General features: G+C 50.8%; 43 protein-coding genes. 37 read left to right on the top strand and 6 right to left on the bottom strand.

What is annotated here, in order from left to right:
• The first annotated feature begins 173 nt into the window (after positions 1-173).
• From rpsJ to ACOTYN_RS21535, 31 genes are all read left to right on the top strand, one after another.
• A complete protein-coding gene (gene rpsJ / locus ACOTYN_RS21685; RefSeq protein WP_001181005.1) occupies positions 174-485 on the top strand; it encodes a 30S ribosomal protein S10 in 312 nt (103 codons plus the stop codon).
• Positions 486-517: 32 nt separating this feature from the next.
• Positions 518-1,147, top strand: a complete 630-nt coding sequence (gene rplC / locus ACOTYN_RS21680) for a 50S ribosomal protein L3 (protein ID WP_003863274.1) — start codon at positions 518-520, stop codon at positions 1,145-1,147.
• Between the two features lie 10 nt (positions 1,148-1,157).
• The gene (rplD, locus tag ACOTYN_RS21675) at positions 1,158-1,763 is read left to right on the top strand and encodes a 50S ribosomal protein L4 (RefSeq protein ID WP_000424395.1); all 606 of its coding nucleotides are present in this window, start codon (positions 1,158-1,160) and stop codon (positions 1,761-1,763) included.
• Entirely contained in the window at positions 1,760-2,062 is a 303-nt protein-coding gene (gene rplW, locus ACOTYN_RS21670; RefSeq protein WP_000617546.1) for a 50S ribosomal protein L23, read from the top strand. Before rplD ends, rplW begins: the two co-directional genes overlap by 4 nt.
• A gap of 17 nt (positions 2,063-2,079) precedes the next feature.
• Positions 2,080-2,901, top strand: a complete 822-nt coding sequence (gene rplB, locus ACOTYN_RS21665) for a 50S ribosomal protein L2 (protein WP_000301859.1) — start codon at positions 2,080-2,082, stop codon at positions 2,899-2,901.
• A gap of 16 nt (positions 2,902-2,917) precedes the next feature.
• The gene (gene rpsS / locus ACOTYN_RS21660; RefSeq protein ID WP_001138117.1) at positions 2,918-3,196 is read left to right on the top strand and encodes a 30S ribosomal protein S19; all 279 of its coding nucleotides are present in this window, start codon (positions 2,918-2,920) and stop codon (positions 3,194-3,196) included.
• 14 nt (positions 3,197-3,210) lie between these two features.
• A complete protein-coding gene (rplV, locus tag ACOTYN_RS21655) occupies positions 3,211-3,543 on the top strand; it encodes a 50S ribosomal protein L22 (protein ID WP_002919773.1) in 333 nt (110 codons plus the stop codon).
• A gap of 17 nt (positions 3,544-3,560) precedes the next feature.
• Complete coding sequence (rpsC, locus tag ACOTYN_RS21650; protein ID WP_000529945.1) at positions 3,561-4,262, top strand: 30S ribosomal protein S3; 702 nt, start codon at positions 3,561-3,563, stop codon at positions 4,260-4,262.
• 12 nt (positions 4,263-4,274) lie between these two features.
• A complete protein-coding gene (gene rplP, locus ACOTYN_RS21645) occupies positions 4,275-4,685 on the top strand; it encodes a 50S ribosomal protein L16 (protein ID WP_002919759.1) in 411 nt (136 codons plus the stop codon).
• A complete protein-coding gene (gene rpmC / locus ACOTYN_RS21640; RefSeq protein WP_003863282.1) occupies positions 4,685-4,876 on the top strand; it encodes a 50S ribosomal protein L29 in 192 nt (63 codons plus the stop codon). Before rplP ends, rpmC begins: the two co-directional genes overlap by 1 nt.
• Entirely contained in the window at positions 4,876-5,130 is a 255-nt protein-coding gene (rpsQ, locus tag ACOTYN_RS21635) for a 30S ribosomal protein S17 (RefSeq protein WP_008503489.1), read from the top strand. The genes rpmC and rpsQ overlap by 1 nt, the downstream gene beginning before the upstream one ends.
• A gap of 166 nt (positions 5,131-5,296) precedes the next feature.
• Complete coding sequence (gene rplN, locus ACOTYN_RS21630) at positions 5,297-5,668, top strand: 50S ribosomal protein L14 (protein WP_002919748.1); 372 nt, start codon at positions 5,297-5,299, stop codon at positions 5,666-5,668.
• A gap of 10 nt (positions 5,669-5,678) precedes the next feature.
• Positions 5,679-5,993: a 50S ribosomal protein L24 gene (rplX, locus tag ACOTYN_RS21625; protein ID WP_003863287.1), complete on the top strand. Its 315-nt coding sequence runs from the start codon at positions 5,679-5,681 to the stop codon at positions 5,991-5,993.
• Between the two features lie 14 nt (positions 5,994-6,007).
• Positions 6,008-6,547: a 50S ribosomal protein L5 gene (gene rplE, locus ACOTYN_RS21620; protein WP_001096206.1), complete on the top strand. Its 540-nt coding sequence runs from the start codon at positions 6,008-6,010 to the stop codon at positions 6,545-6,547.
• 14 nt (positions 6,548-6,561) lie between these two features.
• Entirely contained in the window at positions 6,562-6,867 is a 306-nt protein-coding gene (gene rpsN / locus ACOTYN_RS21615) for a 30S ribosomal protein S14 (RefSeq protein ID WP_003863291.1), read from the top strand.
• A gap of 30 nt (positions 6,868-6,897) precedes the next feature.
• The gene (rpsH, locus tag ACOTYN_RS21610; protein WP_006178918.1) at positions 6,898-7,290 is read left to right on the top strand and encodes a 30S ribosomal protein S8; all 393 of its coding nucleotides are present in this window, start codon (positions 6,898-6,900) and stop codon (positions 7,288-7,290) included.
• Positions 7,291-7,302: 12 nt separating this feature from the next.
• On the top strand, positions 7,303-7,836 hold the full coding sequence (gene rplF, locus ACOTYN_RS21605) for a 50S ribosomal protein L6 (protein WP_003863296.1): 534 nt from the start codon (positions 7,303-7,305) through the stop codon (positions 7,834-7,836).
• Between the two features lie 9 nt (positions 7,837-7,845).
• Positions 7,846-8,199: a 50S ribosomal protein L18 gene (gene rplR, locus ACOTYN_RS21600; RefSeq protein WP_003863297.1), complete on the top strand. Its 354-nt coding sequence runs from the start codon at positions 7,846-7,848 to the stop codon at positions 8,197-8,199.
• Between the two features lie 14 nt (positions 8,200-8,213).
• A complete protein-coding gene (rpsE, locus tag ACOTYN_RS21595; protein WP_003863299.1) occupies positions 8,214-8,714 on the top strand; it encodes a 30S ribosomal protein S5 in 501 nt (166 codons plus the stop codon).
• 6 nt (positions 8,715-8,720) lie between these two features.
• Positions 8,721-8,900, top strand: coding sequence for a 50S ribosomal protein L30 (rpmD, locus tag ACOTYN_RS21590; protein WP_003863301.1), 180 nt, complete (start codon positions 8,721-8,723; stop codon positions 8,898-8,900).
• A gap of 3 nt (positions 8,901-8,903) precedes the next feature.
• Positions 8,904-9,338, top strand: coding sequence for a 50S ribosomal protein L15 (rplO, locus tag ACOTYN_RS21585; protein ID WP_014885468.1), 435 nt, complete (start codon positions 8,904-8,906; stop codon positions 9,336-9,338).
• Positions 9,339-9,345: 7 nt separating this feature from the next.
• Positions 9,346-10,677: a preprotein translocase subunit SecY gene (gene secY / locus ACOTYN_RS21580; RefSeq protein ID WP_003863305.1), complete on the top strand. Its 1,332-nt coding sequence runs from the start codon at positions 9,346-9,348 to the stop codon at positions 10,675-10,677.
• Between the two features lie 31 nt (positions 10,678-10,708).
• Entirely contained in the window at positions 10,709-10,825 is a 117-nt protein-coding gene (rpmJ, locus tag ACOTYN_RS21575) for a 50S ribosomal protein L36 (RefSeq protein ID WP_000868187.1), read from the top strand.
• A 146-nt stretch (positions 10,826-10,971) separates the two neighbouring features.
• Complete coding sequence (gene rpsM, locus ACOTYN_RS21570) at positions 10,972-11,328, top strand: 30S ribosomal protein S13 (protein ID WP_003863308.1); 357 nt, start codon at positions 10,972-10,974, stop codon at positions 11,326-11,328.
• Between the two features lie 16 nt (positions 11,329-11,344).
• Positions 11,345-11,734: a 30S ribosomal protein S11 gene (gene rpsK / locus ACOTYN_RS21565; RefSeq protein ID WP_003863312.1), complete on the top strand. Its 390-nt coding sequence runs from the start codon at positions 11,345-11,347 to the stop codon at positions 11,732-11,734.
• A gap of 32 nt (positions 11,735-11,766) precedes the next feature.
• Positions 11,767-12,387, top strand: coding sequence for a 30S ribosomal protein S4 (rpsD, locus tag ACOTYN_RS21560; protein ID WP_003863314.1), 621 nt, complete (start codon positions 11,767-11,769; stop codon positions 12,385-12,387).
• A 25-nt stretch (positions 12,388-12,412) separates the two neighbouring features.
• Positions 12,413-13,402 (top strand): DNA-directed RNA polymerase subunit alpha, encoded by a 990-nt coding sequence (locus ACOTYN_RS21555; RefSeq protein ID WP_002919219.1) that lies wholly within the window; start codon positions 12,413-12,415, stop codon positions 13,400-13,402.
• Between the two features lie 40 nt (positions 13,403-13,442).
• Positions 13,443-13,826 (top strand): 50S ribosomal protein L17, encoded by a 384-nt coding sequence (rplQ, locus tag ACOTYN_RS21550; protein WP_001216368.1) that lies wholly within the window; start codon positions 13,443-13,445, stop codon positions 13,824-13,826.
• Positions 13,827-13,933: 107 nt separating this feature from the next.
• Positions 13,934-14,302, top strand: a complete 369-nt coding sequence (locus ACOTYN_RS21545; RefSeq protein WP_071922838.1) for a DUF1992 domain-containing protein — start codon at positions 13,934-13,936, stop codon at positions 14,300-14,302.
• Between the two features lie 2 nt (positions 14,303-14,304).
• Positions 14,305-14,730, top strand: coding sequence for a Zn(2+)-responsive transcriptional regulator (gene zntR, locus ACOTYN_RS21540; protein ID WP_014885465.1), 426 nt, complete (start codon positions 14,305-14,307; stop codon positions 14,728-14,730).
• Between the two features lie 57 nt (positions 14,731-14,787).
• Positions 14,788-15,003 (top strand): alternative ribosome-rescue factor A, encoded by a 216-nt coding sequence (locus ACOTYN_RS21535; RefSeq protein WP_071922839.1) that lies wholly within the window; start codon positions 14,788-14,790, stop codon positions 15,001-15,003.
• Here the strand turns inward: ACOTYN_RS21535 and mscL are convergent, their stop codons facing one another.
• From mscL to def, 5 genes are all read right to left on the bottom strand, one after another.
• Complete coding sequence (gene mscL / locus ACOTYN_RS21530) at positions 15,004-15,414, bottom strand: large-conductance mechanosensitive channel protein MscL (protein WP_014833515.1); 411 nt, start codon at positions 15,412-15,414, stop codon at positions 15,004-15,006.
• 146 nt (positions 15,415-15,560) lie between these two features.
• Positions 15,561-16,937: a Trk system potassium transporter TrkA gene (gene trkA, locus ACOTYN_RS21525; protein WP_014885463.1), complete on the bottom strand. Its 1,377-nt coding sequence runs from the start codon at positions 16,935-16,937 to the stop codon at positions 15,561-15,563.
• A 22-nt stretch (positions 16,938-16,959) separates the two neighbouring features.
• On the bottom strand, positions 16,960-18,246 hold the full coding sequence (gene rsmB, locus ACOTYN_RS21520) for a 16S rRNA (cytosine(967)-C(5))-methyltransferase RsmB (protein WP_071922842.1): 1,287 nt from the start codon (positions 18,244-18,246) through the stop codon (positions 16,960-16,962).
• A gap of 51 nt (positions 18,247-18,297) precedes the next feature.
• Positions 18,298-19,245 (bottom strand): methionyl-tRNA formyltransferase, encoded by a 948-nt coding sequence (gene fmt, locus ACOTYN_RS21515; RefSeq protein ID WP_047028195.1) that lies wholly within the window; start codon positions 19,243-19,245, stop codon positions 18,298-18,300.
• A gap of 25 nt (positions 19,246-19,270) precedes the next feature.
• Positions 19,271-19,780 (bottom strand): peptide deformylase, encoded by a 510-nt coding sequence (gene def / locus ACOTYN_RS21510; protein WP_006812188.1) that lies wholly within the window; start codon positions 19,778-19,780, stop codon positions 19,271-19,273.
• Between the two features lie 128 nt (positions 19,781-19,908).
• Here def and dprA point away from each other — a divergent pair, with 128 nt between their 5' ends.
• The 6 genes from dprA to ACOTYN_RS21480 are packed head-to-tail and all read left to right on the top strand — an operon-like array spanning position 19,909 to position 23,693.
• Positions 19,909-21,033 (top strand): DNA-protecting protein DprA, encoded by a 1,125-nt coding sequence (gene dprA, locus ACOTYN_RS21505; protein ID WP_332959061.1) that lies wholly within the window; start codon positions 19,909-19,911, stop codon positions 21,031-21,033.
• Positions 21,005-21,478: a DUF494 family protein Smg gene (gene smg, locus ACOTYN_RS21500; protein WP_008503477.1), complete on the top strand. Its 474-nt coding sequence runs from the start codon at positions 21,005-21,007 to the stop codon at positions 21,476-21,478. Before dprA ends, smg begins: the two co-directional genes overlap by 29 nt.
• Positions 21,479-21,505: 27 nt before the next feature.
• The gene (locus ACOTYN_RS21495; RefSeq protein ID WP_023338824.1) at positions 21,506-22,060 is read left to right on the top strand and encodes a type I DNA topoisomerase; all 555 of its coding nucleotides are present in this window, start codon (positions 21,506-21,508) and stop codon (positions 22,058-22,060) included.
• Positions 22,053-22,625: an L-threonylcarbamoyladenylate synthase type 1 TsaC gene (tsaC, locus tag ACOTYN_RS21490; RefSeq protein WP_332959059.1), complete on the top strand. Its 573-nt coding sequence runs from the start codon at positions 22,053-22,055 to the stop codon at positions 22,623-22,625. The genes ACOTYN_RS21495 and tsaC overlap by 8 nt, the downstream gene beginning before the upstream one ends.
• A gap of 4 nt (positions 22,626-22,629) precedes the next feature.
• Positions 22,630-23,448, top strand: coding sequence for a shikimate dehydrogenase (gene aroE / locus ACOTYN_RS21485; protein ID WP_014885457.1), 819 nt, complete (start codon positions 22,630-22,632; stop codon positions 23,446-23,448).
• Positions 23,445-23,693 (top strand): DUF1488 domain-containing protein, encoded by a 249-nt coding sequence (locus ACOTYN_RS21480; RefSeq protein WP_047624748.1) that lies wholly within the window; start codon positions 23,445-23,447, stop codon positions 23,691-23,693. Before aroE ends, ACOTYN_RS21480 begins: the two co-directional genes overlap by 4 nt.
• Here ACOTYN_RS21480 and ACOTYN_RS21475 read toward each other — a convergent pair.
• Positions 23,669-24,223 carry a gamma carbonic anhydrase family protein gene (locus ACOTYN_RS21475; protein WP_050863156.1) on the bottom strand — a complete coding sequence of 185 codons (555 nt, stop codon included), beginning with the start codon at positions 24,221-24,223 and terminating at the stop codon, positions 23,669-23,671. The two genes, ACOTYN_RS21480 and ACOTYN_RS21475, sit on opposite strands and share 25 nt — an antisense overlap.
• Positions 24,224-24,452 lie beyond the last annotated feature (229 nt).

The following is a 24,452-nucleotide window of genomic DNA, read 5'->3' as shown; positions in this document are numbered from 1 at the left end:
GCGGGCTTGTCGTAATTGACGGCTGGTTCGATATGAACCTGAGTAGCGCATTTTGTTACTCAACAATGCTCCCAATTGGGGAGCTACGTAAGAACGGTTACACTCTCCCATCAATCGTAATGGGTTTGAGGAGTAATCATTTTCGTTTATAAAATAATTGGAGCTCTGGTCTCATGCAGAACCAAAGAATCCGTATCCGCCTTAAAGCGTTTGATCATCGTCTGATCGATCAATCAACCGCGGAAATCGTCGAGACTGCTAAGCGCACTGGTGCGCAAGTCCGTGGTCCGATCCCGCTGCCGACCCGCAAAGAGCGCTTTACCGTTCTGATCTCTCCGCACGTTAACAAAGACGCGCGTGATCAGTACGAAATCCGCACTCACAAGCGTCTGGTTGACATCGTTGAGCCAACTGAGAAAACCGTTGATGCTCTGATGCGTCTGGATCTGGCTGCCGGTGTAGACGTGCAGATCAGCCTGGGTTAATCAGGTCATCGAGCGATTGAGAGGTTGAAACAATGATTGGTTTAGTCGGTAAAAAAGTGGGTATGACCCGCATCTTCACTGAAGATGGCGTTTCTATCCCAGTAACCGTAATCGAAGTTGAAGCAAACCGCGTTACTCAGGTTAAAGATCTGGCTAACGATGGCTACCGCGCTATTCAGGTTACCACTGGTGCTAAAAAAGCTAACCGTGTAACCAAACCAGAAGCGGGTCACTTCGCTAAAGCTGGCGTAGAAGCTGGCCGTGGTCTGTGGGAATTCCGTCTTGCTGAAGGCGAAGAGTTCACCGTAGGTCAGGACATTAGCGTTGAGCTGTTTGCTGACGTTAAAAAAGTTGACGTAACCGGTACCTCTAAAGGTAAAGGTTTTGCTGGTACCGTTAAGCGCTGGAACTTCCGTACCCAGGACGCTACCCACGGTAACTCCTTGTCTCACCGCGTTCCGGGTTCTATCGGTCAGAACCAGACTCCGGGCAAAGTGTTCAAAGGCAAGAAAATGGCAGGTCAGCTGGGTAACGAACGTGTAACCGTTCAGAGCCTGGACGTAGTACGTGTTGACGCTGAGCGCAACCTGCTGCTGGTTAAAGGTGCGGTCCCGGGTGCAACCGGTAGCGACCTGATCGTTAAACCAGCTGTGAAGGCGTAAGGGGATAGCAATGGAATTAGTATTGAAAGACGCGCAGAGCGCGCTGACTGTTTCCGAAACTACCTTCGGTCGTGATTTCAACGAAGCGCTGGTTCACCAGGTTGTTGTTGCTTATGCAGCTGGTGCTCGTCAGGGTACTCGTGCTCAGAAGACTCGTGCTGAAGTAACTGGTTCTGGCAAAAAGCCATGGCGCCAGAAAGGTACCGGCCGTGCGCGTTCAGGTTCTATCAAGAGCCCGATCTGGCGTTCAGGTGGCGTGACCTTCGCTGCGCGTCCACAGGACCACAGTCAAAAAGTTAACAAAAAGATGTACCGCGGCGCGCTGAAAAGCATCCTGTCCGAACTGGTACGTCAGGATCGTCTGATCGTTGTCGAGAAGTTCTCTGTAGAAGCGCCTAAAACTAAGCTGCTGGCACAGAAACTGAAAGACATGGCTCTGGAAGATGTGCTGATCATCACCGGTGAGCTGGACGAGAACCTGTTCCTGGCCGCACGTAACCTGCACAAGGTTGACGTACGCGATGCGACTGGTATCGACCCGGTTAGCCTGATCGCCTTCGACAAAGTCGTAATGACTGCTGATGCTGTTAAGCAAGTTGAGGAGATGCTGGCATGATTCGTGAAGAACGTCTGCTGAAGGTGCTTCGCGCACCGCACGTTTCTGAAAAAGCGTCTACTGCGATGGAAAAAACAAACACCATCGTTCTCAAAGTTGCTAAAGACGCGACCAAAGCAGAGATCAAAGCTGCTGTGCAGAAACTGTTTGAAGTCGAAGTCGAAGTCGTTAACACCCTGGTTGTTAAAGGGAAAGTTAAACGTCACGGACAGCGTATCGGTCGTCGTAGCGACTGGAAAAAAGCTTACGTCACCCTGAAAGAAGGCCAGAACCTGGACTTCGTTGGCGGCGCTGAGTAAGTCGGAGGAGTAATACAATGGCAGTTGTTAAATGTAAACCGACATCTCCGGGTCGTCGCCACGTAGTTAAAGTGGTTAACCCTGAGCTGCACAAGGGCAAACCTTTTGCTCCGTTGCTGGAAAAAAACAGCAAATCCGGTGGTCGTAACAACAATGGCCGTATCACCACTCGTCACATCGGTGGTGGCCACAAGCAGGCTTATCGTATTGTTGACTTCAAACGCAACAAAGACGGTATCCCAGCAGTTGTTGAACGTCTTGAGTACGATCCGAACCGTTCCGCGAACATCGCGCTGGTTCTGTACAAAGATGGCGAACGCCGTTACATCCTGGCCCCTAAAGGCCTGAAAGCTGGCGACCAGATTCAGTCTGGCGTTGATGCTGCAATCAAAGCAGGTAACACCCTGCCGATGCGCAATATCCCGGTTGGTTCTACCGTTCATAACGTAGAAATGAAACCAGGTAAAGGCGGTCAGCTGGCGCGTTCCGCGGGTACTTACGTTCAGATCGTTGCGCGCGACGGTGCTTATGTCACCCTGCGTCTGCGTTCTGGTGAAATGCGTAAAGTCGAAGCAGACTGCCGCGCTACTCTGGGCGAAGTTGGCAATGCTGAGCATATGCTGCGCGTTCTGGGTAAAGCAGGTGCTGCACGCTGGCGTGGTGTTCGTCCTACCGTTCGCGGTACTGCGATGAACCCAGTCGACCACCCACATGGTGGTGGTGAAGGTCGTAACTTTGGTAAGCACCCGGTAACTCCGTGGGGCGTTCAGACCAAAGGTAAGAAGACCCGCAGCAACAAGCGTACTGATAAATTTATCGTACGTCGCCGTAGCAAATAATTTTAGAGGATAAGCCATGCCACGTTCTCTCAAGAAAGGTCCTTTTATTGACCTGCACTTGCTGAAGAAGGTAGAGAAAGCGGTGGAAAGCGGAGACAAGAAGCCCCTGCGCACTTGGTCCCGTCGTTCAACGATCTTTCCTAACATGATCGGTTTGACCATCGCTGTCCATAATGGTCGTCAGCACGTTCCAGTCTTTGTTACCGACGAAATGGTTGGTCACAAACTGGGTGAATTCGCACCGACTCGTACTTATCGCGGCCACGCTGCTGATAAAAAAGCGAAGAAGAAATAAGGTAGGAGGAAGAGATGGAAACTTTAGCTCAACATCGCCATGCTCGTTCTTCTGCACAGAAGGTTCGCCTTGTTGCTGACCTGATTCGCGGTAAGAAAGTGTCGCAGGCCCTGGACATCCTGACCTATACCAACAAGAAAGCTGCGGTATTGGTCAAGAAAGTACTGGAATCTGCCATTGCTAACGCTGAACACAACGATGGCGCTGACATCGACGATCTGAAAGTCGCGAAAATTTTCGTAGATGAAGGCCCAAGCATGAAGCGCATTATGCCGCGTGCGAAAGGTCGTGCAGATCGCATCCTGAAGCGCACCAGCCACATTACTGTGGTTGTGTCCGATCGCTGAGACTCTGGAGACTAGCAATGGGTCAGAAAGTACATCCTAATGGTATTCGCCTGGGTATTGTAAAACCATGGAACTCTACCTGGTTTGCGAACACCAAAGAATTCGCTGACAACCTGGACAGCGATTTTAAAGTACGTCAGTACCTGACTAAGGAACTGGCTAAAGCGTCTGTATCTCGTATCGTTATCGAGCGTCCAGCTAAGAGCATCCGTGTGACTATTCACACTGCTCGTCCTGGCATCGTTATCGGTAAGAAAGGCGAAGACGTAGAAAAACTGCGCAAGGTCGTAGCGGATATCGCTGGCGTTCCTGCACAGATCAATATCGCTGAAGTTCGTAAGCCTGAACTGGACGCTAAATTGGTTGCTGACAGCATCACTTCTCAGCTGGAACGTCGTGTTATGTTCCGTCGTGCTATGAAGCGTGCTGTACAGAACGCAATGCGTCTGGGCGCTAAGGGTATCAAAGTTGAAGTTAGCGGCCGTCTGGGCGGCGCGGAAATCGCACGTACCGAATGGTACCGTGAAGGTCGCGTACCGCTGCACACTCTGCGTGCTGACATCGACTACAACACCTCTGAAGCGCACACCACTTACGGTGTAATCGGCGTTAAGGTATGGATCTTCAAAGGTGAGATCCTGGGTGGTATGGCTGCTGTTGAACAACCGGAAAAACCGGCTGCTCAACCTAAAAAGCAGCAGCGTAAAGGCCGTAAATAAGGAGCGTCGCTGATGTTACAACCAAAGCGTACAAAATTCCGTAAAGTGCACAAAGGCCGCAACCGTGGTCTGGCGCAGGGTACGGATGTTAGCTTCGGCACTTTCGGTCTGAAAGCTGTTGGCCGTGGTCGTCTGACTGCACGTCAGATCGAAGCAGCACGTCGTGCAATGACCCGTGCAGTTAAGCGTCAAGGTAAGATCTGGATCCGTGTATTCCCGGACAAACCGATCACCGAGAAGCCGCTGGAAGTTCGTATGGGTAAAGGTAAAGGTAACGTGGAGTACTGGGTTGCCTTGATCCAACCGGGCAAAGTCCTTTATGAAATGGACGGTGTTCCGGAAGAGCTGGCCCGTGAAGCCTTCGGCCTGGCAGCAGCGAAACTGCCTATCAAAACCACCTTTGTAACTAAGACGGTGATGTAATGAAAGCAAAAGAGCTGCGTGAAAAAAGCGTTGAAGAGCTGAACGCTGAGCTGCTGAACCTGCTGCGTGAGCAGTTCAACCTGCGTATGCAGGCTGCAAGTGGCCAGCTGCAACAGACTCACCTGCTGAAGCAAGTGCGTCGCAATGTTGCACGCGTTAAGACTTTACTGACTCAGAAGGCGGGTGCGTAATGACCGATAAAATCCGTACTCTGCAAGGTCGTGTTGTTAGCGACAAAATGGAGAAATCCATTGTTGTAGCTATCGAACGTATTGTGAAACACCCGATCTACGGTAAATTCATCAAGCGTACGACCAAACTGCACGTACATGACGAGAACAACGAATGTGGTATCGGCGACAAGGTTGAAATCCGTGAATGCCGTCCACTGTCCAAGACTAAGTCCTGGACGCTGGTTCGCGTTGTAGAGAAAGCGGTTCTGTAATACAGTACGCATTCTCAATACGAATAAACGGCTCAGCGATGAGCCGTTTATTTTTTCTACCCATATTGCAGAAGCGGTGTTATAATGCCGCGCCCTCGATATGGGGCTTTTTAACGGCTCTGATTTTAGAGTCTCAGGTAGTAGTTGACATTAGCGGAGCACTAAAATGATCCAAGAACAGACTATGCTGAACGTCGCCGACAACTCCGGTGCACGTCGCGTAATGTGTATCAAGGTTCTGGGTGGCTCGCACCGTCGCTACGCAGGCGTAGGCGACATCATCAAGATCACCATCAAAGAAGCAATTCCACGTGGTAAGGTCAAAAAAGGTGATGTGCTGAAAGCGGTAGTGGTGCGCACCAAGAAGGGTGTTCGTCGCCCTGACGGTTCTGTCATTCGCTTCGATGGTAATGCATGCGTTATTTTGAACAATAACAGCGAGCAGCCTATCGGCACGCGTATCTTTGGGCCGGTAACTCGTGAACTTCGTACTGAGAAGTTCATGAAAATTATCTCTCTGGCACCAGAAGTACTCTAAGGAGCGAATCATGGCAGCGAAAATCCGTCGTGATGACGAAGTTATCGTGTTAACCGGTAAAGATAAAGGTAAACGCGGTAAAGTAAAAAATGTTCTGTCTTCCGGCAAACTCGTCGTTGAAGGTATCAACCTGGTTAAGAAACATCAGAAGCCGGTTCCGGCCCTGAACCAACCAGGTGGCATCGTTGAAAAAGAAGCTGCTATTCAGGTTTCTAACGTTGCAATCTTCAATGCGGCTACCGGCAAGGCTGACCGTGTAGGCTTTAGATTCGAAGACGGCAAAAAAGTCCGTTTCTTCAAGTCTAACAGCGAAACTATCAAGTAATTTGGAGTAGTACGATGGCGAAACTGCATGATTACTACAAAGACGAAGTAGTTAACAAACTCATGACTGAGTTTAACTACAATTCTGTCATGCAAGTCCCTCGGGTCGAGAAGATCACCCTGAACATGGGTGTTGGTGAAGCGATCGCTGACAAGAAACTGCTGGATAACGCAGCAGCTGACCTGACAGCAATCTCCGGTCAAAAACCGCTGATCACCAAAGCACGCAAATCTGTTGCAGGCTTCAAAATCCGTCAGGGCTATCCGATCGGCTGTAAAGTAACTCTGCGTGGCGAACGCATGTGGGAGTTCTTTGAGCGCCTGATCACTATTGCTGTTCCACGTATCCGTGACTTCCGTGGCTTGTCCGCTAAGTCTTTCGACGGTCGTGGTAACTACAGCATGGGTGTCCGTGAGCAGATCATCTTCCCAGAAATCGACTACGATAAAGTCGACCGCGTGCGTGGTTTGGATATTACCATTACCACTACTGCGAAATCTGACGAAGAAGGCCGTGCTCTGCTGGCTGCCTTTGACTTCCCGTTCCGCAAGTAAGGTAGGGTTACTGAATGGCTAAGCAATCAATGAAAGCACGCGAAGTAAAGCGCGTAGCTTTAGCTGATAAATTCTTCGCTAAACGCGCTGAACTGAAAGCGATCATTTCTGATGTGAACGCTTCCGACGAAGATCGTTGGAATGCGGTTCTCAAGCTGCAGTCTCTGCCGCGTGATTCCAGCCCGTCTCGTCAGCGTAACCGCTGTCGTCAAACAGGTCGTCCACATGGTTATGTGGGCAAGTTTGGGTTGAGCCGTATCAAACTGCGTGAAGCCGCCATGCGCGGTGAAGTGCCAGGCTTGAAAAAGGCTAGCTGGTAATTACCAATTGAATCACGGGAGTAAAGACAGATGAGCATGCAAGATCCGATCGCGGATATGCTGACCCGTATCCGTAACGGTCAGGCCGCGAACAAAGTTGCGGTCACCATGCCTTCCGCCAAGCTGAAAGTGGCAATTGCCAACGTGCTGAAGGAAGAAGGTTTTATCGAAGATTTTAAAGTTGAAGGCGACACCAAGCCGGAACTGGAACTTACTCTCAAGTATTTCCAGGGTAAAGCTGTTGTAGAAAGCATTCAGCGTGTCAGCCGCCCAGGCCTGCGCATCTATAAGAAAAAAGATGAGCTGCCAAAAGTTATGGCTGGTCTTGGTATCGCAGTTGTTTCTACCTCTAAAGGTGTTATGACTGATCGTGCAGCGCGCCAGGCTGGTCTTGGTGGCGAAATTATCTGCTACGTAGCCTAATCGGAGGAAAGAATGTCTCGTGTTGCTAAAGCACCGGTCGTCATTCCTGCCGGCGTTGATGTTAAAATCGACGGTCAGGTTATTACGATCAAAGGTAAAAACGGCGAGCTGACTCGTACCCTCAACAAAGCTGTTGAAGTTAAACATGCAGATAACGCTCTGACCTTCGGTCCACGTGATGGTTTCGTGGATGGATGGGCTCAGGCTGGTACCGCGCGTGCCCTGCTGAACTCAATGGTTGTTGGTGTTACCGAAGGCTTCACTAAAAAGCTTCAGCTGGTTGGTGTAGGTTATCGTGCAGCGATCAAAGGGAATGCAGTAGGCCTGTCTCTGGGCTTCTCACACCCTGTTGAGCATCCGCTGCCGGCCGGTATCACTGCAGAATGCCCGACTCAAACTGAAATCGTGCTGAAAGGCGCTGATAAACAGCTGATCGGTCAGGTTGCAGCAGATCTGCGCGCCTACCGTCGTCCTGAGCCTTACAAAGGCAAGGGTGTTCGTTACGCCGACGAAGTCGTGCGTACCAAAGAGGCTAAGAAGAAGTAAGGTAACACTATGGATAAGAAATCTGCTCGTATCCGTCGTGCGACCCGCGCACGCCGCAAGCTCAAAGAGCTGGGTGCAACTCGCCTGGTGGTACATCGTACCCCGCGTCATATTTACGCACAGGTAATTGCACCGAACGGTTCTGAAGTTCTGGTAGCTGCTTCTACTGTAGAAAAAGCTATCTCAGAACAATTGAAGTACACCGGTAACAAAGACGCCGCTGCAGCTGTAGGTAAAGCTGTTGCTGAACGCGCTCTGGAAAAAGGCATCAGCAATGTTTCCTTTGACCGTTCCGGGTTCCAATATCATGGTCGTGTCCAGGCACTGGCAGATGCTGCCCGTGAAGCTGGCCTTCAGTTCTAAGGTAGAGGTGTAAGATGGCTCACATCGAAAAACAGGCTGGCGAACTGCAGGAAAAGCTGATCGCGGTAAACCGCGTATCTAAAACCGTTAAAGGTGGTCGTATTTTCTCCTTCACAGCTCTGACTGTAGTAGGCGATGGTAACGGTCGCGTTGGTTTTGGTTACGGTAAAGCGCGTGAAGTTCCAGCAGCGATCCAGAAAGCGATGGAAAAAGCCCGTCGCAATATGATTAACGTCGCGCTGAACAACGGCACCCTGCAACACCCTGTTAAAGGTGTTCACACGGGTTCTCGTGTATTCATGCAGCCAGCTTCAGAAGGTACCGGTATCATCGCCGGTGGTGCAATGCGCGCCGTTCTGGAAGTTGCTGGGGTTCATAACGTTCTGGCCAAAGCATATGGTTCCACCAACCCGATTAACGTGGTTCGTGCAACTATTGATGGCCTGGAAAATATGAATTCTCCAGAAATGGTCGCTGCCAAGCGTGGTAAATCCGTTGAAGAAATTCTGGGGTAATTGACCATGGCAAAGACTATTAAAATCACTCAAACCCGCAGTGCAATCGGTCGTCTGCCGAAACACAAGGCAACGCTGCTTGGCCTGGGTCTGCGTCGTATTGGTCATACCGTTGAGCGCGAGGATACTCCTGCTGTTCGTGGTATGGTCAACGCGGTTTACTTCATGGTTAAAGTTGAGGAGTAAGAGATGCGTTTAAATACTCTGTCTCCGGCCGAAGGCTCTAAAAAGGCGGGTAAACGCCTGGGTCGTGGTATCGGTTCTGGCCTCGGCAAAACCGGTGGTCGTGGTCACAAAGGTCAGAACTCTCGTTCTGGCGGTGGCGTACGTCGCGGTTTCGAGGGTGGCCAGATGCCACTGTACCGTCGTCTGCCGAAGTTCGGCTTCACCTCTCGCAAAGCAGCGATCACAGCGGAAATCCGTCTGTCTGACCTGGCGAAAGTTGAAGGCGGCGTTGTAGACCTGAACACGCTGAAAGCAGCAAACATTATCGGTATTCAGATCGAGTTCGCGAAAGTGATCCTGTCTGGTGAAGTTTCTACTCCGGTAACTGTTCGTGGCCTGCGTGTTACTAAAGGTGCTCGTGCTGCTATCGAAGCTGCTGGCGGTAAAATTGAGGAATAAGTAGCAGATGGCTAAGCAACCGGGATTAGATTTTCAAAGTGCCAAAGGTGGATTTGGCGAGCTGAAACGCAGACTGCTGTTTGTTATCGGCGCGCTGATTGTGTTCCGTATTGGCTCTTTTATTCCGATCCCTGGTATCGATGCCGCTGTACTTGCCAAACTGCTTGAGCAACAGCGAGGCACCATCATTGAAATGTTCAACATGTTCTCTGGTGGTGCTCTCAGCCGTGCTTCTATCTTCGCTCTGGGTATCATGCCGTATATTTCGGCATCGATTATTATCCAGCTGCTGACGGTCGTTCATCCGGCCCTGGCAGAATTGAAGAAAGAAGGGGAGTCTGGACGTCGTAAGATTAGTCAGTACACCCGTTACGGTACTCTGGTGCTGGCAATATTCCAGTCGATCGGTATTGCTACCGGTCTGCCGAATATGCCTGGTATGCAGGGCCTGGTATTAAACCCAGGCTTTGCATTCTATTTCACCGCTGTTGTTAGTCTGGTCACAGGGACGATGTTCCTGATGTGGCTCGGCGAACAGATTACTGAGCGTGGTATCGGTAACGGTATCTCAATCATTATCTTCGCCGGTATTGTTGCGGGTCTTCCGCCAGCCATCGCCCACACTATCGAGCAAGCGCGTCAAGGCGACCTGCACTTCCTCCTGTTGCTGTTGGTTGCAGTATTAGTATTTGCAGTGACGTTCTTTGTTGTCTTCGTTGAACGTGGTCAACGCCGCATTGTGGTGAACTACGCGAAACGTCAGCAAGGTCGTCGTGTCTATGCTGCACAGAGCACACATTTACCGCTGAAAGTGAATATGGCGGGGGTAATCCCGGCAATCTTCGCTTCCAGTATTATTCTGTTCCCGGCAACCATCGCGTCATGGTTCGGGGGCGGTACTGGTTGGAACTGGCTGACAACAATTTCGCTGTATTTGCAGCCTGGGCAACCACTTTATGTGTTACTCTATGCGTCTGCGATCATCTTCTTCTGTTTCTTCTACACGGCGTTGGTCTTCAACCCGCGTGAAACAGCAGATAACCTGAAGAAGTCCGGTGCATTTGTACCAGGAATTCGTCCGGGAGAGCAAACGGCGAAGTATATCGATAAAGTAATGACCCGCCTGACTTTGGTTGGTGCGCTTTATATTACTTTTATCTGCCTGATCCCGGAGTTCATGCGTGATGCAATGAAAGTACCGTTCTACTTCGGTGGGACCTCACTGCTTATCGTTGTTGTCGTGATTATGGACTTTATGGCTCAAGTGCAAACTCTGATGATGTCCAGTCAGTATGAGTCTGCATTGAAGAAGGCGAACCTGAAAGGCTACGGCCGCTAATTGGTCGCCTGAGAAGTTACGGAGAGTAAAAATGAAAGTTCGTGCTTCCGTCAAGAAATTATGCCGTAACTGCAAAATCGTTAAGCGTGATGGTGTCATCCGTGTGATTTGCAGTGCCGAGCCGAAGCATAAACAGCGCCAAGGCTGATTATTTCGCATATTTTTCTTGCAAAGTTGGGTTGAGCTGGCTAGATTAGCCAGCCAATCTTTTGTATGTCTGTACGTTTCCATTTGAGTATCCTGAAAACGGGCTTTTCAGCATGGTGCGTACATATTAAATAGTAGGAGTGCATAGTGGCCCGTATAGCAGGCATTAACATTCCTGATCAGAAACATGCTGTGATCGCATTAACTTCGATCTACGGCGTCGGCAAGACCCGTTCTAAAGCCATTCTGGCTGCAGCGGGTATCGCTGAAGATGTTAAGATCAGTGAGCTGTCTGAAGAACAAATCGACACGCTGCGTGACGAAGTTGCCAAATTTGTCGTTGAAGGTGATCTGCGCCGTGAAATCAGCATGAGCATCAAGCGCCTGATGGATCTTGGTTGCTATCGCGGTTTGCGTCATCGTCGTGGTCTGCCAGTGCGCGGTCAGCGTACTAAGACCAACGCACGTACCCGTAAGGGTCCGCGCAAACCGATCAAGAAATAATCGGGGTGATTGAATAATGGCAAAGGCACCAGTTCGTGCACGTAAACGTGTAAGAAAACAAGTCTCTGACGGCGTGGCTCATATCCATGCTTCTTTCAACAACACCATCGTTACTATTACTGATCGTCAGGGTAACGCTTTGGGTTGGGCAACAGCCGGTGGTTCCGGTTTCCGTGGTTCTCGCAAATCCACTCCGTTCGCAGCTCAGGTTGCAGCAGAGCGTTGCGCTGAAGCCGTAAAAGAATACGGCATCAAGAATCTGGAAGTTATGGTTAAAGGTCCGGGTCCGGGTCGTGAATCTACTGTTCGCGCTCTGAACGCCGCTGGTTTCCGCATCACGAATATTACTGATGTGACTCCGATCCCTCATAACGGTTGTCGTCCGCCGAAAAAACGTCGCGTATAACGCTCGTTTTTTAGGTTAGTTGGAGATAGAAAATGGCAAGATATTTGGGTCCTAAGCTCAAGCTGAGCCGTCGTGAGGGCACCGACTTATTCCTTAAGTCTGGCGTTCGCGCGATCGATACCAAGTGTAAAATTGAACAAGCTCCTGGCCAGCACGGTGCGCGTAAACCGCGTCTGTCTGACTATGGTGTGCAGTTGCGTGAAAAGCAAAAAGTTCGCCGTATCTACGGTGTGCTGGAGCGTCAGTTCCGTAACTACTATAAAGAAGCAGCACGTCTGAAAGGCAACACAGGTGAAAACCTGCTGGCTCTGCTGGAAGGTCGTCTGGACAACGTTGTTTACCGTATGGGCTTCGGCGCGACTCGTGCTGAATCACGCCAGTTGGTTAGCCACAAAGCAATCATGGTAAACGGTCGTGTTGTTAACATCGCTTCTTATCAGGTTAAAGCGAATGACGTTGTTAGCATTCGTGAGAAAGCGAAAAAGCAATCTCGCGTGAAGGCCGCTCTGGAGCTGGCTGAGCAGCGTGAAAAGCCAACCTGGCTGGAAGTTGATGCTGGCAAGATGGAAGGTACGTTCAAGCGTCAGCCGGAACGTTCTGATCTGTCTGCGGACATTAACGAACACCTGATCGTCGAGCTTTACTCCAAGTAAAGCTTAGTACCAAAGAGAGGACACAATGCAGGGTTCTGTGACAGAGTTTCTAAAACCGCGCCTGGTAGATATCGAGCAAGTGAGTTCGACGCACGCCAAGGTGACCCTTGAGCCTTTAGAGCGTGGCTTTGGCCATACTCTGGGTAACGCACTGCGCCGTATTCTGCTCTCATCGATGCCGGGTTGCGCGGTGACCGAGGTTGAGATTGATGGTGTACTTCATGAGTACAGCACCAAAGAAGGCGTTCAGGAAGATATCCTTGAAATCCTGCTCAACCTGAAAGGGCTGGCGGTGAGAGTTCAGGGTAAAGATGAAGTTATTCTTACTCTGAATAAATCTGGCATTGGCCCTGTGACTGCAGCCGACATCACCCACGACGGTGATGTTGAAATCGTCAAGCCGCAGCACGTGATCTGCCACCTGACCGATGAGAACGCAGCTATTAGCATGCGTATCAAAGTTCAGCGCGGTCGTGGTTATGTGCCGGCTTCTGCCCGAATTCATTCGGAAGAAGATGAGCGCCCAATCGGCCGTCTGCTGGTCGACGCATGCTACAGCCCTGTAGAGCGTATTGCCTACAATGTTGAAGCAGCGCGTGTAGAACAGCGTACCGACCTGGACAAGCTGGTCATCGAAATGGAAACCAACGGCACAATCGATCCTGAAGAGGCGATTCGTCGTGCGGCAACCATCCTGGCAGAACAACTGGAAGCTTTCGTTGACTTACGTGATGTTCGTCAGCCGGAAGTGAAAGAAGAGAAACCAGAATTCGATCCGATCCTGCTGCGCCCTGTTGACGATCTCGAATTGACTGTCCGCTCTGCTAACTGCCTCAAGGCAGAAGCTATCCACTATATCGGTGATCTGGTACAGCGTACCGAGGTTGAGTTGCTGAAAACGCCGAACCTGGGTAAAAAATCTCTTACCGAGATTAAAGACGTGCTGGCTTCACGTGGTTTGTCTCTGGGCATGCGCCTGGAAAACTGGCCACCAGCAAGCATTGCTGACGAGTAACCGGATCACAGGTTAAGGTTTTACTGAGAAGGATAAGGTCATGCGCCATCGTAAGAGTGGTCGTCAACTGAACCGCAACAGCAGCCATCGCCAGGCTATGTTCCGCAATATGGCAGGTTCACTGGTTCGTCATGAAATCATCAAGACGACCCTGCCTAAAGCGAAAGAGCTGCGTCGCGTAGTTGAGCCGCTGATTACTCTTGCCAAGACTGACAGCGTTGCTAATCGTCGTCTGGCATTCGCCCGCACTCGTGATAACGAGATCGTGGCAAAACTGTTTAACGAACTGGGCCCGCGTTTCGCGAGCCGTGCCGGTGGTTACACTCGCATTCTGAAGTGTGGTTTCCGTGCAGGCGACAACGCGCCGATGGCTTACATCGAGCTGGTTGATCGTTCAGAGAAAGCAGAAGCTGCTGCAGAGTAATCTGCAGTAACGTAAAAAAACCCGCCTCGGCGGGTTTTTTTATATCCGCAGTATCCCCACTTCTCTACAATGTCTGTATTAATTCTGTTCATCCCCTGGAGCTGACGATGTGGTTGCTTGACCAGTGGGCAGAACGCCATATTCGCGATGCCCAAAATAAAGGTGATTTCGACGATCTCCCCGGAAGCGGCGAACCTCTTGTGCTGGAAGATGATTCGCATATTGCGCCTGAATTGCGGGCCGGATACCGTTTACTAAAAAACGCCGGCTGTCTTCCTCCTGAGCTTGAGCAGCGCAGAGAGGCCGTTGAACTTATCGATTTGCTAAAAGGTATTCGCCGGGACGATCCACGACATATTGAACTTAGCCGCAGGCTTGCCCTTGTCGAGCTCAAGTTACGTCAGGCCGGGTTGAGTACTGAATTTCTGCATGGCGAATACAGTGAAAGATTGATGCAGAAAATAAACGAGGAGTAGCGATGTACCGTATCGGTGAACTTGCAAAGCTCGCGAACGTAACGCCGGATACTATCCGATATTACGAAAAGCAGCAGATGATCGATCATGAAGTACGCACAGAAGGCGGGTTTCGGCTTTATACCGATAACGATCTACAGCGTTTAAGATTTATACGCTATGCGCGACAGCTTGGATTCACGCTGGACTCGATCCGCGAGTTATTATCGATCCGCATCGATCCTGAACATCATACCTGCCAGGAATCAAAAAGCATCGTGCAGGCCCGGCTTGATGAAGTTGAAGCCCGTATTCAGGAGCTGCAAACCATGCAACGTTCTCTGCAAAGGCTGAATGATGCCTGCTGTGGAACGGCCCATAGCAGTATTTATTGTTCAATTCTTGAAGCCCTTGAACAGGGGGCCAGTGGAGAAACGCGGGGATGTTGATTTTTAATCCACCCGGGTCTAGACTTCCGTCGTCATAAACCATGCTCAGGAGAAAAGATGAGCCACTATCAGCATACGAAGGGACAAATTAAAGACAATGCCATTGAGGCCTTACTTCACGACCCGCTTTTTCGACAGCGTGTTGAAAAGAATAAAAAAGGGAAGGGAAGTTATCTGCGTACAAACAAACATGCAAAACGGGGTAACTGGGAGGCCAGTGGCAAGCAAGCGAATCGCTTATTTACCACTGGCCTTCCTGCTTTAATTTGCTGATTAAACGCGGTTGTTCTGCTCTTTTAACAGATCGCGGATTTCAGTCAGCAAGACTTCTTCTTTCGTTGGTGCTGGCGCAGCTGCTGGCTCTTCTTTTTTACGGTTGAGTCTGTTGATCAGCTTGATAGCCATGAAAATAGCAAACGCCACAATCACGAAATCAAATACGTTCTGAATAAATACGCCATAATGCATCACTACTGCCGGGATATCCCCCTGCGCTTCACGCAGCGTGAAGGCGAATTGTTTGAAATCAATGCCCCCGATGAGCAACCCTAAAGGCGGCATGATGATATCTGCAACTAATGATGAAACAATCTTGCCGAATGCCGCACCAATAATGACACCCACTGCCAAATCAACCACGTTCCCGCGCATCGCAAATTCGCGAAATTCTTTAATAAAACTCATTATGTTCTCCTTGTGCCAGCTGACGACTATAAGTTTAACAAATGATTAGCTATTTGCCATTCGGGATAATTAAACGTTATGAAAAATAAAAGGCACAGGAATTAAGCGGTTAAAGCGTGGGTGCTCGTATGCGAGCACCCGACTCATTAAAGGAAGAAGGGACTTGGCTGGAATAAACGTTCGACGTCGGTAATAAACTTTTTATCGGTAAGGAACATAATTACGTGATCGCCTTGTTCAATACGCAAATTATCATTGGCGATCATGACATCATTCCCACGCACGACAGCGCCGATTATGGTGCCTGGCGGCAATTTAATTTCGTCGATGGCGCGGCCCACAACGCGTGACGTGGTTTCATCACCATGCGCCACCGCTTCAATGGCTTCAGCCACACCTCGGCGGAGCGATGAAACACCGACAATGTCCGCTTTACGTACATGGCTAAGCAGGGCCGAAATCGTTGCCTGCTGCGGTGAAATGGCAATATCAATAACGCTGCCCTGAACGAGATCAACATAAGCCTTGCGCTGGATAAGCACCATGACCTTCTTTGCCCCCATACGCTTGGCGAGCATGGCAGACATAATATTCGCCTCGTCATCATTAGTGACGGCAATAAAAAGATCTACTTGATCAATATGTTCTTCTGCCAGCAGCTCCTGATCCGACGCATCGCCATAAAATACGATCGTATTTTGCAACTTCTCCGCCAGTTCAGAAGCCCGCTGTTGATCGCGCTCGATCAATTTCACGCTATAGTCTTTTTCAAGCCTGCGCGCGAGACCCGCGCCGATATTGCCGCCGCCGACCAGCATAATACGTTTATAAGGCTTTTCGAGACGCTGTAGCTCACTCATCACCGCACGGATATGCTGAGAGGCAGCAATAAAGAAGACCTCATCGCCAGCTTCGACAATGGTAGAGCCTTGCGGGCGGATAGGTCTGTCGTGACGGAAAATAGCGGCGACGCGCGTATCAATATGGGGCATATGTTCGCGCATGGTGGACAACGCGTTGCCAATCAATGGCCCACCGTAATAAGCCTTAACTACAGCCAGACTGACTTTCCCTTCGGCAAAGTTCACCACCTGCAGTGCCCCTGGATATTCGATCAGGCGATAGATATTGTCGATAACCAGTTGTTCAGGCGCGATGAGATGATCGATTGGAACCGCTTCTGAATTAAACAGTTTCTCGGCATCGCGAACATAGTCCGGAGAGCGGATACGCGCGATTCGGTTTGGTGTGTTAAAAAGCGAATAGGCCACCTGACAAGCCACCATATTGGTTTCATCAGAACTGGTGACCGCAACCAGCATGTCGGCATCGTCAGCGCCAGCCTCGCGCAGAACGCGCGGATGCGAACCGTGACCCTGCACAACGCGAAGGTCAAACTTGTCCTGCAATACGCGCAGACGATCGCCGTTGGTATCAACAATAGTGATGTCATTGTTTTCGCCAACCAGGTTTTCTGCCAGCGTTCCACCAACCTGTCCTGCGCCCAGAATGATAATCTTCATATCTTGTGACCTGTTCTCAACATCACTCTTTGATTAGCTTAGCGTAAAAGAAGCCATCACCCTCTTCCGCACCCGGCAGGTTCTGCTGACCCGGGTTTTCAGGTGTTCCCGTATCACGCAGCGTAGCGTCCGGAGTGCGTTTAAGGAAGGCCGCGATTTGCTGGCTGTTTTCTTCCGGCAGCACGGAGCAGGTCGCGTAGACCAGCGTTCCACCAGGTTTTAGATGCGGCCAGATGGCGTCAAGAATATCCGATTGCAGTTGGGCAAGTTCCTTGATATCACGATCGCGGCGCAGCCACTTGATATCGGGGTGACGGCGAATAACACCGGTTGCAGAGCAAGGGGCATCCAGCAAAATACGATCGAATTGTGTTTCACCACACCATTCTGCGGGTTTGCGTCCATCGCCCTGCTTAACCTGAGCCTTCATACCCAGACGCTTAAGGTTATCGTAGACGCGTGAAAGACGCTGCTCATCAACATCGACTGCCATCACGCTGGCCTGCGGAGCCACTTCCAGAATGTGCGTTGTTTTTCCGCCCGGTGCTGCGCACAGATCGAGGATCTGCTCGCCATTTTTCGGCTCAAGGAAAGTCATACAACCCTGAGCAGAGGCATCCTGTACGGTCACCCAGCCTTCATCAAAACCGGGTAAAGCATGTACCGGTGCAGGGGAAGCTAAACGCACGGCGTCAGGATAGGCATCATGCGTGAATCCACTCATTCCGGCCTCTTCGAGCAAGCTCAGCCAGGCATCGCGGGTATGATGATTCCGGTTTACGCGCAGCCACATCGGTGGACGTTGATTATTGGCTTCGGCAATGTTTTGCCATTGCTGTGGATACGCCTTTTTAAGGCGATTCAGAAACCAGTCCGGGTGCAGGTAACGTGTTTCGCTTTGCGTAAATTCAGCCAGCAGCTCTTCCTGCTGTCGCTGGAACTGACGCAGTACACCGTTGATCAGCCCTTTCAACTGAGGACGTTTAATCGCAACGGCACCTTCCACCGTCTCAGCCAGTACGGCATGAGGGGGGATTCGGGTATGAAGAAGCTGATAAAAACCCACCATAATCAAATAATGTATGGTGCGCTGTTTGCCGGTCATTGGGCGTGACATCAGCTTATTAATGAGCCACTCAAGTTGAGAGAGAGTGCGCAGGACGCCAAAACAGAGCTCCTGAAGCAGGGCTTTGTCTTTATCAGATACTTTTTGTTGCAGGGGAGGCAGGACATTACTCAATGACTGACCCTGCTCGATGACCTGCTCAACGGCCTGCGCCGCCATACTGCGAAGATTTTGTTTTTTCATAACCGTAAAAATAAAAATGCCCGGAACACCGGGCTTTAAGCAAATATTGGATCAGGCAAGGCGATTGCCCGGTATAAACCATTCGCGACGGGAATTTAACAGATCCTGTGCACTCATGGCTTTCTTACCGGCCGGTTGTAACGACTCAAGATTCAGGATCCCTTCTGCCGTCGCAACCTGGATTCCGTTCTTGCTGGCGTCGATAATCGTACCGGGTTCAGCTGCTGTGACGCTGTTAATCACTGACGCTTTCCAGACTTTCACGGGCTGCTCATCAATCATCAGCCAGCTCATTGGCCATGGATTGAAGGCGCGGATGCAGCGTTCAAGTTGAGCGGCGGAGAGAGACCAGTCGATCCGGGCTTCTTCTTTGCTCAGTTTTTCGGCGTAGGTGACGAGAGACTCATCCTGAACCTCAGGCTTCGCCGTATTGTCAGCAAGCTGCTGTAAGGTCTTAATGAGCCCTTCTGGGCCGAGATCTGCCAGCTTGTCATACAGCGTAGCGCTGGTATCTTCTGCCGTAATGGGACACGTCAACTTATACAGCATGTCGCCCGTGTCTAAACCTACATCCATCTTCATGATTGTCACGCCGGTTTCAGCATCACCCGCCCACAGGGAGCGCTGTATAGGTGCCGCACCACGCCAACGCGGGAGCAGGGAACCATGCACGTTGATACAGCCCAGGCGAGGCATATCAAGCACGGCTTTTGGCAGAATTAAACCATACGCCACCACCACCATTACGTCGGCATTCAGGTCAGCAACCAGCTGCTGGTTTTCCTGAGGGCGTAAGGAGGCGGGCTGGAAAACGGGTAGCCCATGCTCTTCTGCCAGCACCTTTACGGGGCTCGGCATCAGTTTTTTACCGCGACCAGCCGGGCGGTCCGGCTGGGTAAAGACGCCAACAACCTGGTGACCAGAAGATAACAGCGCGTCAAGATGACGCGCTGCAAAATCAGGGGTTCCCGCGAAGATAATACGTAGTGTTTTAGACACGATGATCCTTGTATCCGGGGGGACGTTATGCGCGAGAGCGCAAACGATCCAGTTTCTCTACTTTCTGACGAATACGCTGCTGTTTCAGCGGCGAGAGGTAATCGATAAACAGTTTACCGACCAGATGATCCATCTCATGCTGAATACAAATCGCCAGCAGGTCGTCTGCTTCCAGTTCGAACGGATTACCGTCACGATCCAGGGCGCGAATTTTCACTTTTTCGGCACGTGGCACCAAAGCGCGCTGTTCAGGAATGGACAAACAGCCTTCCTCGATACCCGTTTCGCCGCTCTTTTCAAGCAACTCAGGGTTAATCAGCACCAGACGCTCATCGCGATTTTCAGAAACGTCGATCACGATAATACGCTTGTGAATGTCTACCTGGGTCGCCGCCAGGCCAATGCCTTCTTCAGCGTACATGGTATCGAACATATCATCGACGATACGCTGAATTTCTGCATTCACTTCTTTAACCGGTTCAGCGACGATGCGAAGGCGCTCGTCCGGAATATGTAACACTTGCAAAACTGCCATAAATTTCCAGAGTCGTGTTCAGGAGTTGATAAGAATATTACTTCTATTCTAGACAAATCCCCGTTCGATTGACAGCATCAGTGACCAATCGCAATGATTGCGCAGGCCGCTTATGGCAGGGGGAAAGGATGACGTCTACCGAGATATGGTTACGGCTTATCCACACGGGTTCTCTGTGTGGTGATGGGATGCTGGAAGCCGCTGCACGGTTGCACAAGCAGACAAATATAGATGTTCCTGCTGTCATAAACGCCGGGCTGTCAGCAAAACAGGCTATCCGTTTCTTTGCCTTAGAGGAAAGTGAACTGGAGCGAAGCCTTAAGTGGCTTGAAATGCCGGGAAATCATTTGTTGACGGCAAACCATCCCTTTTATCCCCCTTTGCTGCGAACGATTCCCGATTATCCCGGGGCATTATGTGTAAAAGGTAACTTAGCGACGCTTAATACTGTCAAACTGGCTGTGGTGGGGAGTCGGGCGCCGTCATGGTACGGTGAGCGGTGGGGGAAAATCCTGTGCGAACAGCTTTCACAAAGCGGTTTCACAATCACCAGCGGGTTGGCCTGCGGTATTGACGGTGTCGCCCATCACGCTGCGCTGTCCGCAAAAGGACGTAGCGTGGCCGTGCTGGGGAACGGCCTGTTTAGCGTTTATCCCCGTCGGCATCAGGCTCTGGCGATGCAGATTATTGAATCTGACGGGGCGATAGTGTCTGAGTTTCCTCTCTCGGCACCGCCCCGACCGGCAAACTTTCCGCGCCGTAATCGGATTATCAGCGGGTTAAGCCAGGGCGTCTTGGTCGTTGAAGCGGCAGTGCGAAGCGGCTCTCTGGTCACCGCCCGGTGCGCACTTGAGCAGGGACGGGAGGTTTTCGCCTTGCCCGGTCCGATAGGTAACCCCGGCTGCGAAGGGCCACACTGGCTGATAAAGCAGGGCGCAACGCCGGTAACCGAGGTAGGGGATATTCTTGAAAATTTGCAACATGGGTTGCAATGGCTGAAGGAAGATCCCGAAAAGCGACATTATTCGTCAGATCAGGGAAAGGTGGCATTGCCATTTCCTAAGCTCCTGGCTAACGTAGGAGATGAGGTAACACCTGTTGACGTTGTCGCTGAACGTGCCGGCCAACCTGTGCCAGTAACGGTAGCACAGCTACTCGAACTGGAGTTAGCAGGGTGGATCGCAGCTGTACCCGGCGGCTATGTCCGATTAAGGAGGGCATGCCATGTTCGACGTACTGATGTATTTGTTTGAGACTTACATCCATAACGAAGCAGAAATGCGAGTGGATCAGGACAAATTGACACAGGATCTTACCGATGCGGGGTTTGAGCGGGAAGATATCTATAATGCGTTGATGTGGCTGGAAAAACTGGCTGATTATCAGGAAGGCCTCGCCGAACCGATGCAGCTTGCTTCTGACCCATTGTCAGTACGCATCTATACCGCTGAAGAGTGTGAAAGGCTGGATGCCAGCTGCCGGGGATTCATCTTATTCCTTGAGCAGATTCAGGTGCTAAACCTCGAAACGAGAGAAATGGTGATAGAGCGCGTCATGGCGCTGGATACGGCAGAATTTGAACTGGAAGATCTCAAATGGGTGATCCTGATGGTTCTGTTTAATATCCCGGGTTGTGAAAATGCCTATCAGCAAATGGAAGAATTACTCTTTGAAGTGAATGAAGGTATGCTGCATTAATTCAAATGTGCAGCACCAAGAGTTGTTATGGCCAAATCCGCACTATTTACGGTGCATAAAAACGAGCCCTGCCCGCAGTGCGGGGCTGAACTTGTTATTCGGTCCGGGAAACACGGTCCGTTTCTCGGTTGTTCACACTATCCGGAATGTGATTATGTCCGTCCTCTTAAAAGCCAGGCGGATGGACATATCGTTAAAATTCTGGAGGGGCAGTTATGTCCTGCCTGTGGTGGTGAATTAGCGTTGCGTCAGGGGCGGTTCGGTATGTTTATTGGCTGTAGCCGTTATCCGGAATGTGAGCATACAGAACAAATTGATAAGCCAGATGAAACGGCTATTGCCTGTCCTCAGTGCCAACGTGGTCAACTGGTACAGCGTCGTTCTCGTTTTGGTAAGACTTTCCATTCCTGCGATCGTTACCCTGACTGCCAGTTCGTTATCAATTTCAAACCGGTAGCGGGTATCTGCGTGCATTGCCATTATCCGCTACTCATCGAGAAGAAAACCGCGCAAGGCATTAAACGCTTCTGCGCCAGTAAACAATGTGGAAAGCCGGTTCCGGCGGATCAAAACAGTGAATAATAACCTGCCATCAGGTTCCATTGCGTTTGCAGTGGACGTACTGAAAAAAGAAGAAGTCATCGCTTATCCAACTGAAGCTGTTTTTGGGGTCGGTTGCGATCCTGACAGTGAGACGGCCGTTGGCCGATTGCTGGCACTTAAGCAACGGCCTGTCGAAAAAGGGCTGATTTTAATCGCGGCCAATTATGAGCAGCTTAAACCTTACATTGATGATTCCATGCTTACCCCGGCCCAGCGTGAAGCCATCTTCTCCGTATGGCCTGGGCCGGTGACCTTCGTTTTCCCGGCTCAGCCGACAACACCGCGCTGGTTAACCGGACGGTTTGATTCGCTGGCGGTGCGCGTCACCGACCATCCGCTGGTGGTTGAGCTTTGTGTGGCGTTTGGTAAACCACTGGTTTCAACCAGCGCGAATCTGACCGGGTTACCTCCGTGCCGGACAACCGAAGAAGTGCTGGCACAGTTCGGGAATGATTTTCCTGTTGCTGTCGGCGAGACGGGAGGGCGCCTGAATCCGTCCGAAATTCGCGACGCATTAACCGGTGAACGTTTTCGCCAGGGGTAATCTCATGGAAACTTATGCTGTTTTTGGTAACCCGATTGCACACAGTAAGTCACCCTTGATCCATCAGCAATTTGCGGAGCAGTTGCAGATAGATCACCCTTACGGCCGCGTGCTGGCACCGGTTGATGCATTTATCCCAACGCTCGAGGCGTTTTTCGCTGCGGGCGGCAAAGGGGCGAATGTGACGGTTCCCTTTAAAGAAGAGGCATTTGAACGTGCAGACGAACTGACCGAGCGTGCTTCACTTGCTGGTGCAGTAAATACCTTAAAACGGCTTGAGGATGGCCGCCTTCTGGGTGACAACACTGACGGGATTGGTTTACTGAGCGATCTGGAAAGACTTTCGTTTATCAAGCCTGGTTTCCGGGTTCTGCTGATTGGTGCGGGTGGTGCATCGCGGGGCGTGCTGTTGCCCCTGCTTTCACTGGACTGTGCAGTGACCATTACCAACAGAACCTTTTCCAGGGCAGAAGCGCTGGCGGCGCTGTTTGCCCATACCGGTAGCGTGAGCGCCATCGCGCTTGAGGATCTCGAAGACCGTGAATTTGATCTGGTCATCAATGCCACGTCCAGCGGCATTAATGGTGAGATCCCGGCAATCCCCGTTTCTCTTATCAACTCTCATATGTACTTCTATGACATGTTTTACCAGAAAGGGAAGACACCCTTCCTTATGTGGTGTGAAGAACATGGCGCGAAACAGTTAGCCGACGGGCTGGGGATGCTGGTGGGCCAGGCTGCGCATGCGGTGCTGCTCTGGCATGGTGTGTTACCTGCAGTCGAGCCGGTGATAGAAAAGTTAAAGCAGGAGCTTTCGGCGTGAATCAGGCTATTCACTTCCCGGACAGAGAGAGCTGGGATGAGGATAAACAAGCAGTCTGCTTCCCGGTGCTGGTGCAGGGGATGCAGCTTACCTGTGCCATTCATGGGGAAACGCTGCTACGTCGTTTTGGCGGTTCAGACCCTTTAGACATATTTTGTGAAAATCGCTGGGATCTTGAAGAAGAAGCCAGCGATTTAATCCGCGACCAGCAGGAAGACGATCAGGGCTGGGTCTGGTTATCCTGATCCAGATAGTCATTCTTCCATTTAACGTAGTTGTTCGCCGAGTATTTTAATCCTTCGATCTCTGCCTCCTTCAGGGGGCGGATCTTTTTTACAGGGCTACCCAGATAGAGATAGCCGCTCTCCAGCCGTTTGTTCTGCGGGACCAGGCTACCGGCACCAATCATTACGTCATCTTCTACTATGACGCCATCCAGCAAAATCGATCCCATGCCAACAAGTACGCGATTTCCTATAGTGCAGCCGTGAAGCATCACTTTGTGACCGACGGTGACATCCTCTCCAATAATGAGTGGATTACCTTCCGGGTTATAAGAGGATTTGTGCGTGACATGCAGAACGCTGCCGTCCTGAATATTGGTACGTGCGCCAATCGACACAGAGTTAACGTCTCCCCTGATGGCAACGAGTGGCCAGATACTGACATCATCAGCCATTCGGACATCACCTACGACTACGCTGCTGGCATCGATCATCACGCGATCGCCTTGTTTGGGGAATAGATCTTTATAAGGACGTAATACAGTAGACATAACTACCTCTAAGGATGAGCGCTAGACAGAAGACTTTGATCATAATATGGGATCGAGGCAAGGCAAAATACGTCAATATTTAAGCAAATCGGGCGGGATTTCAGCGAAAAGCGCGGAAAATCAGCAGTTGAAAAAAAAGATCTAAAAAATACTTGTGCTAAAAAATGGGATCCCTATAATGCGCCTCCATCGACACGGCAGATGTGAATCACTTCACAGACAACCCGGT

Origin of the sequence: Enterobacter cloacae complex sp. IR5458, assembly GCF_049238025.1 — a bacterium.
GTDB classification, from domain to species: domain Bacteria; phylum Pseudomonadota; class Gammaproteobacteria; order Enterobacterales; family Enterobacteriaceae; genus Enterobacter; species Enterobacter kobei.
The sequence above is the reverse complement of the archived record's forward strand: the minus strand, read 5'-3'. Positions and strand labels throughout refer to the sequence as shown.

What these genes read in the sequence shown, in the direction of transcription:
- rpsJ (WP_001181005.1), top strand. Translation starts at nt 174, where the DNA reads ATGCAGAACCAAAGAATCCGTATCCGCCTTAAAGCGTTTGATCATCGT.
- rplC (WP_003863274.1), top strand. Translation starts at nt 518, where the DNA reads ATGATTGGTTTAGTCGGTAAAAAAGTGGGTATGACCCGCATCTTCACT.
- rplD (WP_000424395.1), top strand. Translation starts at nt 1,158, where the DNA reads ATGGAATTAGTATTGAAAGACGCGCAGAGCGCGCTGACTGTTTCCGAA.
- rplW (WP_000617546.1), top strand. Translation starts at nt 1,760, where the DNA reads ATGATTCGTGAAGAACGTCTGCTGAAGGTGCTTCGCGCACCGCACGTT.
- rplB (WP_000301859.1), top strand. Translation starts at nt 2,080, where the DNA reads ATGGCAGTTGTTAAATGTAAACCGACATCTCCGGGTCGTCGCCACGTA.
- rpsS (WP_001138117.1), top strand. Translation starts at nt 2,918, where the DNA reads ATGCCACGTTCTCTCAAGAAAGGTCCTTTTATTGACCTGCACTTGCTG.
- rplV (WP_002919773.1), top strand. Translation starts at nt 3,211, where the DNA reads ATGGAAACTTTAGCTCAACATCGCCATGCTCGTTCTTCTGCACAGAAG.
- rpsC (WP_000529945.1), top strand. Translation starts at nt 3,561, where the DNA reads ATGGGTCAGAAAGTACATCCTAATGGTATTCGCCTGGGTATTGTAAAA.
- rplP (WP_002919759.1), top strand. Translation starts at nt 4,275, where the DNA reads ATGTTACAACCAAAGCGTACAAAATTCCGTAAAGTGCACAAAGGCCGC.
- rpmC (WP_003863282.1), top strand. Translation starts at nt 4,685, where the DNA reads ATGAAAGCAAAAGAGCTGCGTGAAAAAAGCGTTGAAGAGCTGAACGCT.
- rpsQ (WP_008503489.1), top strand. Translation starts at nt 4,876, where the DNA reads ATGACCGATAAAATCCGTACTCTGCAAGGTCGTGTTGTTAGCGACAAA.
- rplN (WP_002919748.1), top strand. Translation starts at nt 5,297, where the DNA reads ATGATCCAAGAACAGACTATGCTGAACGTCGCCGACAACTCCGGTGCA.
- rplX (WP_003863287.1), top strand. Translation starts at nt 5,679, where the DNA reads ATGGCAGCGAAAATCCGTCGTGATGACGAAGTTATCGTGTTAACCGGT.
- rplE (WP_001096206.1), top strand. Translation starts at nt 6,008, where the DNA reads ATGGCGAAACTGCATGATTACTACAAAGACGAAGTAGTTAACAAACTC.
- rpsN (WP_003863291.1), top strand. Translation starts at nt 6,562, where the DNA reads ATGGCTAAGCAATCAATGAAAGCACGCGAAGTAAAGCGCGTAGCTTTA.
- rpsH (WP_006178918.1), top strand. Translation starts at nt 6,898, where the DNA reads ATGAGCATGCAAGATCCGATCGCGGATATGCTGACCCGTATCCGTAAC.
- rplF (WP_003863296.1), top strand. Translation starts at nt 7,303, where the DNA reads ATGTCTCGTGTTGCTAAAGCACCGGTCGTCATTCCTGCCGGCGTTGAT.
- rplR (WP_003863297.1), top strand. Translation starts at nt 7,846, where the DNA reads ATGGATAAGAAATCTGCTCGTATCCGTCGTGCGACCCGCGCACGCCGC.
- rpsE (WP_003863299.1), top strand. Translation starts at nt 8,214, where the DNA reads ATGGCTCACATCGAAAAACAGGCTGGCGAACTGCAGGAAAAGCTGATC.
- rpmD (WP_003863301.1), top strand. Translation starts at nt 8,721, where the DNA reads ATGGCAAAGACTATTAAAATCACTCAAACCCGCAGTGCAATCGGTCGT.
- rplO (WP_014885468.1), top strand. Translation starts at nt 8,904, where the DNA reads ATGCGTTTAAATACTCTGTCTCCGGCCGAAGGCTCTAAAAAGGCGGGT.
- secY (WP_003863305.1), top strand. Translation starts at nt 9,346, where the DNA reads ATGGCTAAGCAACCGGGATTAGATTTTCAAAGTGCCAAAGGTGGATTT.
- rpmJ (WP_000868187.1), top strand. Translation starts at nt 10,709, where the DNA reads ATGAAAGTTCGTGCTTCCGTCAAGAAATTATGCCGTAACTGCAAAATC.
- rpsK (WP_003863312.1), top strand. Translation starts at nt 11,345, where the DNA reads ATGGCAAAGGCACCAGTTCGTGCACGTAAACGTGTAAGAAAACAAGTC.
- rpsD (WP_003863314.1), top strand. Translation starts at nt 11,767, where the DNA reads ATGGCAAGATATTTGGGTCCTAAGCTCAAGCTGAGCCGTCGTGAGGGC.
- ACOTYN_RS21555 (WP_002919219.1), top strand. Translation starts at nt 12,413, where the DNA reads ATGCAGGGTTCTGTGACAGAGTTTCTAAAACCGCGCCTGGTAGATATC.
- rplQ (WP_001216368.1), top strand. Translation starts at nt 13,443, where the DNA reads ATGCGCCATCGTAAGAGTGGTCGTCAACTGAACCGCAACAGCAGCCAT.
- ACOTYN_RS21545 (WP_071922838.1), top strand. Translation starts at nt 13,934, where the DNA reads ATGTGGTTGCTTGACCAGTGGGCAGAACGCCATATTCGCGATGCCCAA.
- zntR (WP_014885465.1), top strand. Translation starts at nt 14,305, where the DNA reads ATGTACCGTATCGGTGAACTTGCAAAGCTCGCGAACGTAACGCCGGAT.
- ACOTYN_RS21535 (WP_071922839.1), top strand. Translation starts at nt 14,788, where the DNA reads ATGAGCCACTATCAGCATACGAAGGGACAAATTAAAGACAATGCCATT.
- mscL (WP_014833515.1), bottom strand. Translation starts at nt 15,414, where the DNA reads ATGAGTTTTATTAAAGAATTTCGCGAATTTGCGATGCGCGGGAACGTG.
- trkA (WP_014885463.1), bottom strand. Translation starts at nt 16,937, where the DNA reads ATGAAGATTATCATTCTGGGCGCAGGACAGGTTGGTGGAACGCTGGCA.
- rsmB (WP_071922842.1), bottom strand. Translation starts at nt 18,246, where the DNA reads ATGAAAAAACAAAATCTTCGCAGTATGGCGGCGCAGGCCGTTGAGCAG.
- def (WP_006812188.1), bottom strand. Translation starts at nt 19,780, where the DNA reads ATGGCAGTTTTGCAAGTGTTACATATTCCGGACGAGCGCCTTCGCATC.
- dprA (WP_332959061.1), top strand. Translation starts at nt 19,909, where the DNA reads ATGACGTCTACCGAGATATGGTTACGGCTTATCCACACGGGTTCTCTG.
- smg (WP_008503477.1), top strand. Translation starts at nt 21,005, where the DNA reads ATGTTCGACGTACTGATGTATTTGTTTGAGACTTACATCCATAACGAA.
- ACOTYN_RS21495 (WP_023338824.1), top strand. Translation starts at nt 21,506, where the DNA reads ATGGCCAAATCCGCACTATTTACGGTGCATAAAAACGAGCCCTGCCCG.
- aroE (WP_014885457.1), top strand. Translation starts at nt 22,630, where the DNA reads ATGGAAACTTATGCTGTTTTTGGTAACCCGATTGCACACAGTAAGTCA.
- ACOTYN_RS21475 (WP_050863156.1), bottom strand. Translation starts at nt 24,223, where the DNA reads ATGTCTACTGTATTACGTCCTTATAAAGATCTATTCCCCAAACAAGGC.